Source organism: Sporolactobacillus laevolacticus DSM 442 (genome assembly GCF_000497245.1).
Classification (GTDB): domain Bacteria; phylum Bacillota; class Bacilli; order Bacillales; family Sporolactobacillaceae; genus Sporolactobacillus; species Sporolactobacillus laevolacticus.
In genome coordinates this window covers 1-15,032 of sequence record NZ_AWTC01000002.1, presented here as the reverse complement: position 1 = coordinate 15,032, position 15,032 = coordinate 1, and the positions used below count along the sequence as shown (strand labels likewise).

The 15,032-nt window shown below is 43.1% G+C and carries 14 protein-coding genes; 8 read left to right on the top strand and 6 right to left on the bottom strand.

What is annotated here, in order from left to right; genetic code table 11:
- Nucleotides 1–30: 30 nt before the first annotated feature.
- Genes P343_RS21750 through P343_RS21745 form a run of 3 tightly spaced genes read right to left on the bottom strand, consistent with a single transcriptional unit; the run spans nucleotide 31 to nucleotide 3,375 of the window.
- On the bottom strand, nucleotides 31–1,242 hold the full coding sequence (locus P343_RS21750; protein ID WP_023508829.1) for a DUF4129 domain-containing protein: 1,212 nt from the start codon (nucleotides 1,240–1,242) through the stop codon (nucleotides 31–33).
- On the bottom strand, nucleotides 1,235–2,434 hold the full coding sequence (locus tag P343_RS36300; RefSeq protein ID WP_023508828.1) for a DUF58 domain-containing protein: 1,200 nt from the start codon (nucleotides 2,432–2,434) through the stop codon (nucleotides 1,235–1,237). The genes P343_RS21750 and P343_RS36300 overlap by 8 nt, the downstream gene beginning before the upstream one ends.
- Nucleotides 2,431–3,375, bottom strand: a complete 945-nt coding sequence (locus P343_RS21745; RefSeq protein WP_023508827.1) for an AAA family ATPase — start codon at nucleotides 3,373–3,375, stop codon at nucleotides 2,431–2,433. The genes P343_RS36300 and P343_RS21745 overlap by 4 nt, the downstream gene beginning before the upstream one ends.
- Nucleotides 3,376–3,558: 183 nt before the next feature.
- On the opposite strand from P343_RS21745, the gene mutS reads away from it, so the two are divergent.
- Nucleotides 3,559–6,192, top strand: coding sequence for a DNA mismatch repair protein MutS (mutS, locus tag P343_RS21740; protein WP_023508826.1), 2,634 nt, complete (start codon nucleotides 3,559–3,561; stop codon nucleotides 6,190–6,192).
- Nucleotides 6,193–6,214: 22 nt separating this feature from the next.
- Nucleotides 6,215–8,074, top strand: coding sequence for a DNA mismatch repair endonuclease MutL (gene mutL, locus P343_RS21735; protein ID WP_023508825.1), 1,860 nt, complete (start codon nucleotides 6,215–6,217; stop codon nucleotides 8,072–8,074).
- Nucleotides 8,075–8,293: 219 nt separating this feature from the next.
- Here mutL and P343_RS37735 read toward each other — a convergent pair whose 3' ends face one another.
- Together P343_RS37735 and P343_RS37050 are read right to left on the bottom strand one after the other, a co-directional pair.
- A complete protein-coding gene (locus tag P343_RS37735; protein ID WP_422784803.1) occupies nucleotides 8,294–8,470 on the bottom strand; it encodes a DUF3231 family protein in 177 nt (58 codons plus the stop codon).
- On the bottom strand, nucleotides 8,421–8,636 hold the full coding sequence (locus P343_RS37050) for a hypothetical protein (RefSeq protein ID WP_023508823.1): 216 nt from the start codon (nucleotides 8,634–8,636) through the stop codon (nucleotides 8,421–8,423). Before P343_RS37050 ends, P343_RS37735 begins: the two co-directional genes overlap by 50 nt.
- Nucleotides 8,637–8,878: 242 nt before the next feature.
- Between P343_RS37050 and P343_RS21725 the strand changes: the two genes are divergently transcribed.
- The 3 genes from P343_RS21725 to P343_RS21715 all read left to right on the top strand — a co-directional run bounded on the left by P343_RS21725 (nucleotide 8,879) and on the right by P343_RS21715 (nucleotide 10,473).
- A complete protein-coding gene (locus P343_RS21725; protein ID WP_023508822.1) occupies nucleotides 8,879–9,064 on the top strand; it encodes a hypothetical protein in 186 nt (61 codons plus the stop codon).
- Nucleotides 9,065–9,360: 296 nt separating this feature from the next.
- Nucleotides 9,361–9,798, top strand: coding sequence for a MarR family winged helix-turn-helix transcriptional regulator (locus P343_RS21720; protein ID WP_023508821.1), 438 nt, complete (start codon nucleotides 9,361–9,363; stop codon nucleotides 9,796–9,798).
- Complete coding sequence (locus P343_RS21715; protein WP_152525250.1) at nucleotides 9,799–10,473, top strand: nitroreductase family protein; 675 nt, start codon at nucleotides 9,799–9,801, stop codon at nucleotides 10,471–10,473. It begins immediately after the preceding gene.
- Nucleotides 10,474–10,711: 238 nt separating this feature from the next.
- On the opposite strand, the gene P343_RS21710 is transcribed toward P343_RS21715, so the two are convergent.
- A complete protein-coding gene (locus tag P343_RS21710) occupies nucleotides 10,712–12,040 on the bottom strand; it encodes a GntP family permease (protein ID WP_031263583.1) in 1,329 nt (442 codons plus the stop codon).
- Between the two features lie 273 nt (nucleotides 12,041–12,313).
- On the opposite strand from P343_RS21710, the gene P343_RS21705 reads away from it, so the two are divergent.
- The 3 genes from P343_RS21705 to P343_RS37045 all read left to right on the top strand — a co-directional run bounded on the left by P343_RS21705 (nucleotide 12,314) and on the right by P343_RS37045 (nucleotide 14,871).
- Nucleotides 12,314–13,012: a GntR family transcriptional regulator gene (locus tag P343_RS21705; RefSeq protein ID WP_023508818.1), complete on the top strand. Its 699-nt coding sequence runs from the start codon at nucleotides 12,314–12,316 to the stop codon at nucleotides 13,010–13,012.
- Between the two features lie 121 nt (nucleotides 13,013–13,133).
- Nucleotides 13,134–14,675: a gluconokinase gene (gene gntK, locus P343_RS21700; RefSeq protein WP_023508817.1), complete on the top strand. Its 1,542-nt coding sequence runs from the start codon at nucleotides 13,134–13,136 to the stop codon at nucleotides 14,673–14,675.
- Nucleotides 14,676–14,733: 58 nt separating this feature from the next.
- The gene (locus P343_RS37045) at nucleotides 14,734–14,871 is read left to right on the top strand and encodes a hypothetical protein (protein WP_023508816.1); all 138 of its coding nucleotides are present in this window, start codon (nucleotides 14,734–14,736) and stop codon (nucleotides 14,869–14,871) included.
- The last annotated feature ends 161 nt before the right edge of the window (nucleotides 14,872–15,032 follow it).

Sequence of the window (15,032 nt, the reverse complement as noted above, 5' to 3'; positions counted from 1 at the left end):
CTTCCCTTCATTGTTTATTTTTAAATCATATCACACTTCGTCTTGTTGAGTGTCGTTCCTCTGATTTACGCGAGTTGTTACTTGTTGTTCTGCTTCTTTTATGGCTTTGTGAAAAGCGGCATTTTCCGAATCGGTGAGCTCTTGCCCACCATAGCGCACTTTTTCATAAGATCCGATCAGCACGTCCAGCTGGCTGATGTTCAATCTTTCCAGCCACTCGGTGAGTGACTCCGAAGCATAACGGCCCAATCTATGTTTTGCAGCTCGTTTCTGAAGCTGGAAGATTGCTTTTCGTACAGGATGTTTTGGCGCAAATAAACGCTGAGATCGTCGTTCAGGGTGGAATCCGGGGTGCGAGGAACTAACTTCACTAACCATTGTTTCCGATTTAGTTCGCACCCGATTATGGCTCGTCCTAATTTTTCGCAGCTGCCAAAATGCGATCGCAAATAAGATTGCTGTAATAAGAATACCGAAGAGCAATCCAAAATTAAACATGGGATGAACGTCCATAGGTGGCCCAACAGCATGTTTTTTCACCGCATTGGACCCTTGTAGGGCATTATGTATTCGTCGACCTGTCTTAGGAGAAGAAAGATGATTCAGCCAACCAAAAATCACTGAGGCGACACCATATGTTATTGGCCGGAGAACGAAATTAAATAGCATATCATAGATCATGACGATTAGTGGCTTCACGATATCGGCGAGAAAACTCATGATCGCAACCGCCGCGATGAGAAAGATCGAGATCATTGCAAGCCAGCGGCTGTTCAAATGATTGCCTAAACTGATCCAAAGAACTGCTGCAGCCAGTTCTGCGAGTAAAAGAAGAAACAACCCTGAAGGATGGCTGATCGGCGCAAATAGTGCGTAGAACACAACGACAGAAGCAAAAACAAGTACCAAGCGCCAAAGATGTTCCGGATTATTGCCTTCATCGCGCCTGAGTGAGAAGAAGGTCAGCAGAGCGACCAACAATGTAGCTGCAAATAGGCTTAGATGAAGAAAGAGCAAAGCAAGGAATCCAATGATGGCAGACACAATTAAAAAGCCGGCAAGACTGGAACTCTGGCTTTTTCTTAGTATAAACAACATAAAGCCGTGTGTTATTGCAAGCAGAACAAAAGGTACAAATAGCGCCCACTGATTAGCTAGAAGAGGGAGAAGGACTAGAAAACAAAACAGCCACTCACAGACAAAATAGAGAGAAAAAGATAGAGCGTTTTTGAAACTAGACAATCGCAACACCCCCCTTATGTTCAATCCTTTCCAAACGATACGATTTACCGGCAGGAATAAGTTTGAAAATTAGGTGACCATCCTTTAACCATTTTGATAAAAACATATGAGCCTGATCCAACTGATCAAGATCAGCGATAATTAGCACACGTGGTCCATTTAACTTTTTATCGATGATGGACATTGCCTGCTGAATCGGGGTTTTAATCTGCCACTTTTGCATGAATGCGAGCATTTCCCAAGCACTTCGTAAATGTTGTCCGCCATGATCAGGGTCAATCCCCAGAATTGATCGCCCGATCGTTTTTGTGTTGCAGTAAAGAGAGAAATCAATTTGATGCTTCTGAGCGTATTGAGTCAGCCATGCAGCCGCTGAAATGCGCCGTTCAAAGTCATCGGATCTTTTGTTACTCAGATGACTTGACGCATTCAGAAATAAGAACGTCCAATTTTGTCTGGAGACATGCTCATATGTTTTCGTCTGAAGTCTGCCGACACGCGCGCTTGCTTTCCAGTGGATATGGCGAAAGGGGTCAGAGGATACATAATCTCTTGTTCCCGCTGGCGAAGAAAAATCTTGAAAAAGTGAGCGAAAAACCTGCTCACTGCCTATGTTTTGCGGTGCTTCACGGGTAAAATTATAAGCAGTTTCAGGATTTGGATATACAATTAGACGGCTTTTTAGCAGTTCATTAAAATGAATGGAGCAACTGAATACATGGAAAGGATCGGCACAAGTCAGTTCAAAAGAACGTACGCGCGCAATGCCGCGTTCAAGCGCCTTAACCGGACAATGAACAAGGATCTTCTTTCGGGCAGGGAGTGTTAAGGCAAATTGATAAGATTGTTCGTTGCCCTTATCACCATCATTTCGAAAAGTAATGAGCGGATCAGTGACAATTCTTCCGCTCAGGTTGAAAAAAGGGAGCCTAGACGGGTTAACAAAGGCAATAACTAAATCTCCTGAGTCGCCAATAGATAAACGCAGACTGTGATCAGTATTCTCAATCGTCAACGAGCGAATCATATGTAAAACATACCATTTTGAGAGGTAGGCAATAGTAATGAATACCAATCCCGTAAGCGATAATAATACAGTATTTTTGATGAAGCCAGTCAGAAAGACAATAAAGCCAAACAAATAAAAGAGTGACTGATTACGTGTCTGCCACTCTGCAGAGTATCCTTTCATTTGCTTTGAGCTCCCGTTTCAACTGGAACTTCAGTATGTTCGAGCACATCATTAATTACTTGGTGTTTCGTTGCATGAAGCTCGCCTTCCATCGACAACACAAGCCGATGAGAAAGGATAAACGGAGCCATCACTTTGACATCGTCCGGAACAGCATAATCCCGTCCGCTGATTAACGCTTTAGCTTGAACTCCGCGCATAAATGCCAAAGTCCCACGCGGGCTAACTCCATTTGCCACCCAATCATGTTCACGCGTCGCACGGACTATGTTTAAGAGATAGTTTTCAACAGACTCATCAATTTTTACTTGTCTCACTTGTTCTTGAAGATTTGCGATGCTCTCTTTTTCGATCACAGATTCAATCTGCTCAAGTGGATTGCCTAGACGGTGGAGATGAAGCATTTCCTTCTCTTCATCAAAGGATGGATAGCCGGAGGAAATCTGCATGAAGAAGCGGTCCATTTGCGCTTCTGGTAGTGAGAATGTGCCTTGTGATTCAATCGGATTTTGTGTGGCGATGACTAGAAATGGCGGTTCAATTGCAAACGTTTCACCTTCGATCGTCACCTGGCGTTCCTCCATAACTTCCAGCAAACTGGACTGGGCGCGCGGTGTTGCCCGATTTATTTCATCAGCCAGCAGAATGTTTGTCATCACCGGGCCCATTTTCAGCTCGAATGTTTGCGTTTTCGGATTGAAAAAACGAATACCGGTAACATCTGATGGGAGCAAATCAGGGGTAAACTGAATACGGCGAAACGTTCCTTTGATTGATTTCGCAACAATTTTTGCCATCATCGTTTTCCCGGTTCCCGGAACATCTTCCATGAGCAGATGTCCTTCACAAATCATCGCGATAAAAATAAGTTCGACTATTTCGTCTTTTCCGGCTAAGACTTTTCGAACATTGTTTTTTAAACGTTCCATGCTTGTATTCATGTACGGGCACGCCTTCTTTAGTGAATTTTTTTATAATTATAGCACTTAAATTCTTGTAGAAGAATTTATTTTAAATGTGGGAGGATATTGCGAGGCAATCATCCGCTCAGGCATAGCTGGCCCTGTGCTATAATAATAGGATAACAAGATTGATAGTACGCAGCAAGGTGGAGTGGACGGACAATGAGCTATACACCAATGATTCAGCAATACTTAGCGATTAAAGCGCAGTATCAGGATGCGTTTTTGTTTTTCAGACTCGGCGATTTTTATGAACTGTTCTTTGATGATGCGAAAAAAGCCTCAAAAGAACTGGAAATCGCGTTAACATCCAGAAACGGCGGCAAGGATGAATACATACCGATGTGCGGTGTTCCTTATCACGCCGCAAAGCAATATATTAAAGTTTTGGTCGATAAAGGCTATAAGATCGCTATATGTGAACAAATGGAGGACCCGAAGCAGGCGAAGGGCATGGTTCGTCGGGAAGTTATTCAGATGATCACTCCTGGGACGATTATGGAGGATGAGTCGCTACAACCTAAAAAAAACAATTATCTTGCAGCACTGAGTGCTTTCGATGATGGTTCATTTGGGTTCGCGATGAGTGACCTAACAACCGGTGAAACACGGGTGGCGCTTATTTCTTCATGGGAAGGCGTCATTCAGGAGATGGATGCCAATGATGTACGTGAAATGGTACTGGCGCCTAATTTTGATACTGAAAAAAAAGAAGAAATGGTTGCGCGCTTGAACACAACTTTTTCCGAATGTGATAAAGATATCGTGCCCGAGCAGTTGAAAGGGATTACGGCAGCTATTGATCAGGACAAGCTGCTGCACCCACTCGGACGTTTGCTCAACTATTTGGTCAGCACGCAAAAGCGCTCGCTCGACCATCTTCAGCCAGCAGAAGTTTACCATATTAATGAATATATGATGATTGATCTCCATTCTCGGCGTAACCTTGAACTGACACATACGAACCGGGAAAAGAAAACCTATGGCTCACTTCTTTGGCTTCTAGATGATGTTAAGACGGCAATGGGAGGCCGGCGACTAAAACAATGGATTGAGAAGCCGCTCCTGAACCAATCACAGATCGAAAAAAGAATGGATGCAGTTGCTGCACTCAAAGAACATCTCTTAGAACGGGAGACTCTGCGCTCATTGCTTGGTAATGTGTACGATCTGGAGCGACTGGTCGGTCGTGTCTCATTTGGCAATGTTAATCCACGAGAGGTCGTTCAGCTCAAGCGTTCCTTAGAACAAATTCCGGAGATCAAGCGCACACTTGCAGAACTGGATGAGCCATCTCTTGTAAAATATGAGCAGGAAATGGATCCGTGTGCCGAAGTGCGCGACTTGATCCGTCAAGCGATTGTTGATGATCCGCCATTTACCACATCCGATGGCGGGATGATTAAAACAGGCTATAACGACACACTGGATCAATACCGAGACGCGACGAAAAATGGCAAACGCTGGATCGCTGAGCTTGAAACACGCGAACGCGAAGAAACAGGCATTAAATCTTTGAAAATCGGCTACAATCGCGTGTTCGGTTATTATATTGAGGTTTCGCGCCCAAATCTAAAACTGATTCCAGAAGGACGTTACGAGCGGAGGCAGACGCTCTCTAATGCGGAACGGTTCATCACACCGGAATTAAAGGAAAAAGAGCGCGTGATTCTGGAAGCTGAAGAAAAGCGTGTCGGTCTTGAATTTCAGCTTTTTGGGGATGTTCGACTGAAGATTAAAGAACAATCGGCGCGTCTTCAAAAATTGGCGCGTCTCGTCAGTGGACTTGACGTGCTCCAAAGCTTTTCCTCAGTCAGCGACCGTAACGGTTATGTACGACCGCAATTTTCTAAGAATCGCACACTTTCTATAAAAAACAGCCGTCATCCCGTCATTGAGCGGGTAATGAGAAGCGGATCATTTGTCGCCAATGATATTGAAATGGACAAAACCTGTGATTTACTAATGATTACTGGGCCGAATATGGGCGGGAAAAGCACATTTATGCGCCAGGCTGCACTTTCAGCGATCATGGCGCAAATCGGTTGTTTTGTTCCGGCCGACCAAGCAACCCTGCCTGTCTTCGACCAGATATTCACCAGAATTGGTGCGGCAGATGATCTTGTTTCCGGGCAAAGTACCTTCATGGTAGAAATGGATGAGGCGAATTACGCGCTCAGCCACGCGACACAGAACAGTCTGATCTTGCTCGATGAAATTGGCCGCGGTACATCGACTTACGATGGCATTGCAATCGCTCAAGCGATAGTCGAATATATTCATGATCACATTGCAGCGAAGACCTTTTTTTCAACGCATTACCATGAATTGACGTTTTTGGAAAAGAAACTGGATCGTTTAAAGAATATTCATGTCGGTGCCATGGAGGAGAACGGCAATGTTGTCTTCCTGCACAAGGTACTCGACGGACAGGCGGATAAGAGCTACGGCATTCACGTAGCAAAGCTTGCCGGACTTCCGGAAGATCTGATCAGCCGTGCTGACGAGATTTTGCATGACCTGGAACAATCTTCTCAGGACAGCGTAAATCAGCCTGTAGCACAGCCATCCACGACTCAAAAAGTGACTGCAGAAGTTGAAGCGGCAGTATCTATTGAGGAAGAACCGGAGCAATTGGCTTTATTTGCAGAACCGAACGCTCAGGATGAATCACTGTCACTTAGCAAACGTGAGAAAAAAGTATTGCATGAATTGGATAAAATTGAGCTTCTGACAATGACGCCGATGGACGCGATGAATAAACTCTATCAGCTGCAGAAATCACTTAAAAAATAATGATTGAAAGGAGGAGACTCAATTGGGTGTGATTAAAAAACTCAGTGAGACGCTCGCAAATAAAATAGCCGCCGGAGAGGTCGTAGAACGTCCGGCATCCGTCGTCAAGGAACTCGTGGAAAATGCAATAGATGCCGATGCAACATCTGTCATTATTGAAGTTGAAGAAGGCGGTTTGAAGACGATTAAAATCACCGATAATGGTCGCGGCTTTGCGCCGGAGGATTGTCAGATTGCATTTGAACGTCATGCGACGAGCAAAATTCGTGAGGACTCCGATCTCTTTCATATTGCAACCCTTGGCTTTCGCGGCGAGGCGCTGCCGAGTATCGCGGCTGTCTCTTACCTTGAACTGACGACTTCAGATGGCGAGCATCCCGGTACTCATCTTGTGTTGCAAGGTGGCCATGTTATTCAATCCGGTCTTGCGCAAAGCAGGAAAGGAACGGAAATCAAGGTTGATCGGCTTTTTTATAACACGCCGGCTCGCTTGAAGTACCTGAAAAGCATCCACACGGAACTCGGGAAAATTACCGATGTGGTCAATCGGATGGCGCTCGCTTATCCAAACGTGCGCTTCACCTTGATTCATGAGCAAAAAACATTATTTCAGACCAACGGCAGCGGAGACCTGAATCATTCCTTAGCAGCGATCTATGGTATTCGTACGGCGAAAGCGTCGATCCTATTTAATGGTGAATCTCTTGACTTTAAAGTAGAAGGACTTGCTGTACATCCGCAGATTTCACGTGCGGGACGTCAGTATGTTTATATATTTATCAACAACCGGTTTATTAAAAACTATCCGATCTTCAACAGCATCATGGACGGCTATCATACACTGATGATGATCGGGCGTTATCCCATCTGCGTTCTCCATATTCAGATGGATCCGTCACTTGTGGACGTTAATGTCCATCCTGCAAAACTCGAAGCGCGAATCAGCAAGGAAAATGAACTTTGCGCTCTGATCAGTGAAACAATTCGCACCGCCTTTCATCACGAGCGCCTGATTCCATCCGTTGCAGGAAAACCGCATATGACGGATAGGCCGAAGACAGAGCAGCAAACACTCGACTTTTCACCGTCTGCCATTACAGGTCCTGAATTTCCTGTTACAGAGGAGCTACCAAGTGAGGCCATCCAAAAGCCTACATATTCTGAGAAAGTTCATGAACCAACGACAAGCAGCTTTGAATCTGCATCTGCGTTTAATGCAATTGCTGCAGCTTTTGAGGAAGGCACGGTTTCGCCGCATCAAGAGGAAGAGCTGGATGAACATAAAACTAAACCTCAAATGAGAATGCCCAAGCTCTACCCAATTGGGCAGATGCACGGAACATATATTTTCGCCCAAAACGAGGATGGGCTGTACATCATCGACCAGCACGCCGCACAGGAACGAATCAAGTATGAATATTTTCGAGAAAAAGTAGGTGAAACCGCACGTGAAGTGCAGGAACTGCTTGTACCGATGACCTTTGAATTCACCGCTTCAGAATATGAGACGGTGAATGAATATCAGGACTATCTTCGTGACATCGGTCTAAACTTTGAATCATTCGGCTCGCGCAGTTTGATCATCCGATCTTACCCAACATGGATCCCAAAAGGCAAGGAAGAAGAGATGATCAACGACATTGTTCATCAATTGATTGAAACTGGAAAAGTGTCGATCAAAAAGCTTAGAGAGAAACTAGCCATGATGATGTCGTGCAAAAAGTCGATCAAAGCCAACCATTACTTACGTCCTGACGAAATCCAAGCCTTGCTGGATTCACTCAGTAAAGCACAAGATCCGTTCACCTGTCCGCATGGCCGTCCGGTACTTGTACATTTCACACCGTACGAAATGGAAAAGATGTTTAAACGCGTGCAGTGACTGGGTTTTCGAAGCTCCTGCGAGCCGTTTGCCCGTAATTTGCTCATGTGATTTTATTTACCCAAATAAGTTTCTAAATTTGATACCATTTCTTTCTCAAGGTTCTGGGTGAAATGGACATACCCGGCTATACCGGGATATATATAAAAGACCCCATGTTATGGGGTGGGGAATGATGTCGCCTATTTATTACCCGATTGGTAAAATAATAAATAGCACTTAGACAGATGTAACATTATAGCTTGGCGGGAATCTAAGCCATCCCTTTTTTAAAGCAAGTTTTTTTGCTTTCATTCCAATAACCATTTTATCCGTCTGGAATTTAAAAAACATGATGGCAACATCTTCACGAATACTTTGACTTGCTGCTAGAGCGCATTGGCCTATTGCAGCCACCAAATTTATTTGAAGAACATTGATACTGTTCAATTACTCCATCAAGATACGATCCATATGTCCAAATCGCCATCGCTTCTCCAACATGAATCGACCTCTTTTCTCCGTCATTTAGTGAACGCACAGCATCTATGGCGACATTTGCGATATCAATAATATTTGGCATAATTTTACCTCTTTTTTAGTTTATGATCCCAATAATCTAAAAATATATGCATGGTACAAATTAGCATAACGATTCACTGCCCGGGTGACCGGGTGTACATAATAAAACCCCGTTGTTGACCGGGGAATACATATTAGTTTATTTTTCAAAGATTAGATTTTTCTCATTTTGTTCATTTCATCTAAATCTCGTCTAAAATGTGACGATAATGTGTATGAAGTTAATTTAAAGGAGATGTAATTATGCCAATCAGTGGTGTTTCGTCAGGAACTCCTGATTATGCCATTCAGCAAACGCAAACTCAACAGTTGCAAGCTGCACAGCAGAATCAGCAAGTACAACCGGCTTCAGCCGATAAAGATCATGATAATGATCAGGGCAGTGAAGCCGCAGAAGGTCTAGGTAGATTTATTGATGTAAAAGGCTAATCTTGCGCTTCAAATATAGCCAATAAAAAGGAGCCTAATTACTTAACTGGTACCTATGTCAAGGACACAATAAAAAAAGAGATTAAGCAGCTAGAAGATGATTCCTATATTGAATAGGGGTCATCTTTTTTAAATTCCACATATCCTATATTCCATGCCCATAATTTGCCCATGTATTTTTAAGGGAGTTGTGAGGAATACACGATTATAAGGAACAAAATCTTTGACGGAGTTGTATGAATGAAGTATATTAATTGATGCATCAATTGACGTATCAATTAGTTTTGGAGGTGTCTATGTGTAACTATTGTTCGGAAACTGATGAGTTGTTTTACCGCCTGCACCTAGTCAGCAAAGAAATGAATCAAGCGTTTGAATCAATGGCACATACGAGCTTGACTAAGTTGGAAATTTTATGCAGTGTTCATTCACAAAGAGAAATGGGTCAGCTGGAATTAATCAGACGCTTAAAGCTGGATGCGGCAGCTGTTACCCGTCATCTGAAACATATGGAAGAAGAAGGGGCGATTCATCGCAGGAAAGATGATAAAGACAAGCGATTGATCTGGCTCACATTGACAGAAAAAGGAGAAATTGAAAGAGAACGCTTGGTTAAAATAAAAGCTATTCTTCAGGAAAAACTGTTGTCTGATTTTACAAATGAACAAATCATTTCCGTATCACAATTCATAGAGAAAGTGTCACAGAATATCAATAGTAGAACAGGGGTTTAAATAATGAAAACACAACAATCTATCGATTTTTTTTCAGTTCTTAATAACCGTCATTCGGTGAGACACTATGATCCATCTTATAAAATTCCGCACGAAGAAATGCTGCAGATGCTCACGGAAGCAACAAAGGCTCCTTCCTCAATCAATTTGCAGCCTTGGCGTTTTGTGGTGATTGATGAACATAAAGAGCGTTTAAAAGACCTGGTTCGTTTTAATCATTCTCAATTGGAAACGGCATCTGCAATGATACTGATTTTAGGCGACATGAATCATTTTGATTACGCTGATGAAATCTTTACAGCGGCGGTTGACCAAAATGTAATGCCGCAAGATGTAAAGGATTATTATATGAAATCCCTTCCTGAGACTTTCAAACAGATGACGGAACAGAAAATCAGAGAGAATACATTAATTGATGGAGGCTTAGTCGCTATGCAGTTGATGTTGGTGGCAAAAGCACATGGTTATGATACAAACCCAATTGGCGGTTTTGAACGCAAAGAAGTACTGCAGACCCTAGGTGTGGACACCGAACGGTACGTTCCAATCATGCTCGTCTCTATTGGGAAGGCTGCAAATCCAGCACATGATAGTGTTCGTTTGCCTATTGAACGCGTCGTTTCATGGAACAAAGCCGATCAAGTTGTAGGACAGTCTCCAGCAAATACTAAATAAAGAAAACACTTTGGTGGAATCTATTAAGTTTATTGACCAATGGTGCGAAATCGCCAATAAATGATGAGTATTTTTATACCTTGAATTATCAACCTAAATGCAACACATGCAATAAAAATCCTTTGATCTTCGAAAAATCAGTGGGATGATGCAGATGAAGCAAGAGAAATATTAACAAACAGCCGTAGATTATGCCTGCGGCTGTTTGCCTTTTCAATAAATTATTAACAAATTCGATTTATACAAAAACGTTTAGGATTAAGACCATTCCGAATGCGACGACCGACAAAATGGATTCCAAAACGGTCCATGTCTTAAACGTTTCTTTTAATGAAAGGCCCAAGTATTCCTTGACCATCCAGAACCCTGCATCATTAACATGCGAGGCAAAGAGAGAACCTGCGCCGGTGGCGATAACCAATAGCTCGAGATTCACGCCGGTCATATGCGATACGATCGGTGCGACAATACCAGCTGCTGTCGTCAGGGCAACAGTAGCCGATCCGGTTGCAACACGGATCAGGACTGCGATAACAAATGCGAGAATTAAAGGGGACAGTGAGAGATGGATCGCCATCCGGCTGATCACATCAGCCACACCGCTGTCGATCAGAATTTGTTTAAATGCGCCACCTGCACCGATGATGATAATGATTGAGCCGACAGGAAGAATACTGTCTTCAGTAAACTTCCTAATCTGATCTTTGGTATTTCCTAAACGGAAACCAAGCAGGATATAAGCGACAAAAACCGAAATCAGAAGAGCGACAAGCGGGCTTCCGATGAATGTGAAAACATGCTGAACCGCTGCATTTTTTGTCAGAAAGGATGCAAAAGAGCCAAATAATAACAGAATAACCGGTAATAGAATAACAAATGAAGATAAACCAGGACCCGGGATTGTGGCCGGGTCTTTTTCTTCAACTTCAATGAGTTTCGGTTCATTCACTGGAATAACTCTTTTGTGAATCCACTGAGCAAACAAAGGTCCGGCGATGATTCCTGATGGAATGGCGACAATCAGACCGTAGAAAAGCACTGTTCCCAAATTTGCCCCGTAAATACTGATTGCAGCAATCGCTCCGGGGTGTGGCGGAATAACACCATGAACAATTGATAATCCAGCAATGGCAGGTAATGCAATCAACAAGATATTTTTCTTTGATGCATGATGAATGGAAATGACAAGAGGCAGCAGAATCAGAATACCTACTTCAAAGAACACCGGGATACCTACGACAAATCCTGAGATAAACATGGCCCATGGTAACATTTTTGGACCGAAAATTTTGATGAAGTAGTTTGCAATTGATGTACCGCCACCGGATTCCGCAAGCATCTTTCCTAAGATTGTTCCAAGCGCCAAGATACCGACTAGGTGTCCCATGACACCCCCGACACCTGTCTCGTATCCGAGTACAATTTTATCCCATGACATTCCCGAAAAAATAGCAAGAAATAAACTGGCAACAGTTAAACTAATAAATGCGTGCCACTTGAACAATGAAACACCTAAGATCACGAGAACAATTGACAACACAGTGATGATTAGCAAGTAAGCATCAATGATAATCTCCCCCTTTCGAATTGAAAACGCTTACGAAATAATTGATATTTTCACTTTTGCAAATTAATGATTAATTTTTTTCTAAGCAAACGTGTGAACCTTTAATCTGAATTCATTTTTTACCTACATAAGAAGAAAATGGCTGCTTAGAGCCTAAATAGTTACAGTAAGGAACTTATAGAACTTCTAAGATAACTGATGGAATAGTATCGTATATAAGGCTGAATAACATTTTACTAAATGATTTCAATGCGCAGAACAGGAGAAACGGTGATGCTGAATTTCCCGGAACAGTGGTTGAAGAATATATCTTTGGGTGAACACATTGCGAATGAATTGCGTCTCCGAATTTTGGAAAATAGCATTAAGCCAGGAGAAGTTTTATCGGAAAATCAAATCGCTCGGCAGTATGGCACAAGCCGTTCTCCGGTGCGTGACGCATTGAAAGCACTCTCAAATGATGGATTAATTCAATTGGAACGTATGGGTGCTGTCGTGCTTGGACTCAGTCTTAGAGATCTCCAGGAACTTTATGATGTGCGAGAGATGATTGAATATTTTGCGCAGCAGCGGGTCTCCGGAAAAGACATGAACGCGATGCTGGTCCTGCTTTGCCAGAATATTGAACGGATGGAGTTGGCAGCCCGATTTGATGATCATAGTGATTTTGCCTATTATGATCTGACCTTTCATGAAACCATTATCCGTCATTCAAGTCATCAACGTATTCTTAATCTCTGGAACAGCATGCGTCCGCTGATTATGGCTGTCATTCTTGTGACAACCGAAGACGTGTTTTCACATGGAAAAGAACATGTCGAATGGGTTATTGATAAGCACCGCAAAGTTGTTGAGGCGATGCAGACAGATAACAAGGCGATCATTGAGAAATCAGTCAGCAATTATTTTGATGATTCGAGGAGAACACTGAATAAATCATTCCCCTCATCAACAGAGAGTGGGAATAATTAAATCAAAAGGCATATAGTTATAAAACATTTGATTATTTTTTTTTAATTGGGGTTGTCGACAAGTGTGCAAGAAGAAATGTAACCGCTTAAATGGATGGATTGTAGGGAAGGGGATTTGACTAATGACAAACTATATGATGGGTGTCGATATCGGAACGACGAGCACGAAGGCAGTTCTTTATCAGACCGACGGCGTTATTGCTGCGTATGCAAATATTGGTTACCCGTTGTACACACCCGATGCGTTTACAGCTGAACAGGACCCCGAAGAAATCTTCTCGGCAGTATTATCCGTGATCCATGATGTTGTCGAGAAGAGCAAAGTATCACCGGAGAAGATTAATTTTGTTTCTTTCAGCTGCGCGATGCACAGTGTGATTCCGGTTGATGCAGACGGGAAGCCGCTGATGCGCTGTATGACCTGGGCAGATAATCGCAGTATTGACTGGTGCCATCGGCTGAAAACGGAGTTTGGGGGACATGAAATCTATATGAGAACCGGAACGCCGATCCATCCAATGTCCCCGCTTCCCAAATTGCTCTGGATGAGACATGAAGAAGCAGATATTTTTAACAGAGCAAAAAAATTTATTTCGATCAAAGAATATATATTTTATAAATTATTTAACCAATATGTTGTTGATCATTCCATAGCTTCATGTACAGGCTTGATGGCTATGGATACGCTCAATTGGGATCGGAACGCAATGAAAGTTGCAGGTGTTTCAGAAGATCAGCTATCAGAACTTGTCCCAACGACGCAAATAATGATCGGAATCGATTCGAATTATGCCGAAAGGATGGGCCTCAAGAAGCATACTCCATTTGTTCTAGGCGCAAGCGACGGTGTTTTATCAAATCTTGGCGTAAATGCGATTGATCCCGGTGTTGTGGCTGTTACAATTGGAACGAGCGGTGCCATCCGTACGGTTGTTGACAAACCGGTCGCTGATCCGAAAGAACGGCTTTTTTGTTATGAATTGACTGAAGACAAATGGGTTGTCGGGGGACCGGTCAATAATGGCGGCGGCGTTTTGCGATGGGCAAGGGACGAATTTGCAGCCTCGGAAGTCGAAACTGCGAAGCGGCTGGGAATCAGTCCTTATGATGTTCTTACGCGGATGGCGGCCCGAGTAAAAACCGGATCGGATGGCCTGATTTTCCAGCCTTACTTCAGCGGCGAGCGCGCGCCGCTCTGGAATCCGAACGCGCGTGGTGCTTTCTTCGGACTGAATTTACATCATCAGAAGCAGCACATGATTCGGGCTGTTCTTGAAGGGATCATTTATAATCTTTACAGTGTCTTGTTAGCGATGAGAGAGAGAACAGGCGAGCCGAAAAAGATTCAGGCAACCGGCGGTTTTGCCCGTTCTGAATTATGGCGTCAGATGATGGCGGATATTTTTGCGCAGCCAGTGTATGTGCCTGAGAGTTTCGAAAGTTCATGTCTGGGTGCGGCGGTTCTTGGCCTCTATGCGACCGGCGGAACAGATGACCTGGGCATCGTTTCGACCATGATTGGATCCGTACACAGCCACAAACCAATTAAGGAAAATGTTGAAGTTTATGAGCTGCTCTTTCCAATTTTCCTGAGGCTTTCCCGAAAACTCAATGATGAGTGGAATGATATCGCGGCGTTCCAGCACACACAGTTCAGTGATTAATTATACTGCTTAACTCCTTTGAGACAATCATATTTTATCTAAAAGGTGGGATAGAGGGATGGATCAAAAGAAACAGCAACCAGAAAATAATGATGATAACTTCGACCGTGTTTTTATCGGAAAACCAGGATGTATGTTTATTTTAATAACTCTGGCAGTATTATTTATCGTTTATGCAATTTTCATTGCAAAATAGAAAAGAACGCCTTAATGGAACGGAGCGGTTCTCTTTCGTTCAAATTCGTTTCTGAAAAAAGAGGCGTAAGATATAAACTGGTACCTGTAATTAGGACACTTGAAAAAGAGTGTTTTACCTACAGGTATTTTTTTATATACTTGAATTTCAAGGATATGGGA

Excerpts from the sequence above, each read along its gene's own strand:
- P343_RS36300 (WP_023508828.1), bottom strand. The coding sequence starts at position 2,434 with ATGAAAGGATACTCTGCAGAGTGGCAGACACGTAATCAGTCACTCTTT.
- P343_RS21745 (WP_023508827.1), bottom strand. The coding sequence starts at position 3,375 with ATGAATACAAGCATGGAACGTTTAAAAAACAATGTTCGAAAAGTCTTA.
- mutS (WP_023508826.1), top strand. The coding sequence starts at position 3,559 with ATGAGCTATACACCAATGATTCAGCAATACTTAGCGATTAAAGCGCAG.
- P343_RS37050 (WP_023508823.1), bottom strand. The coding sequence starts at position 8,636 with ATGCCAAATATTATTGATATCGCAAATGTCGCCATAGATGCTGTGCGT.
- P343_RS21725 (WP_023508822.1), top strand. The coding sequence starts at position 8,879 with ATGCCAATCAGTGGTGTTTCGTCAGGAACTCCTGATTATGCCATTCAG.
- P343_RS21720 (WP_023508821.1), top strand. The coding sequence starts at position 9,361 with ATGTGTAACTATTGTTCGGAAACTGATGAGTTGTTTTACCGCCTGCAC.
- P343_RS21705 (WP_023508818.1), top strand. The coding sequence starts at position 12,314 with ATGCTGAATTTCCCGGAACAGTGGTTGAAGAATATATCTTTGGGTGAA.
- gntK (WP_023508817.1), top strand. The coding sequence starts at position 13,134 with ATGACAAACTATATGATGGGTGTCGATATCGGAACGACGAGCACGAAG.
- P343_RS37045 (WP_023508816.1), top strand. The coding sequence starts at position 14,734 with ATGGATCAAAAGAAACAGCAACCAGAAAATAATGATGATAACTTCGAC.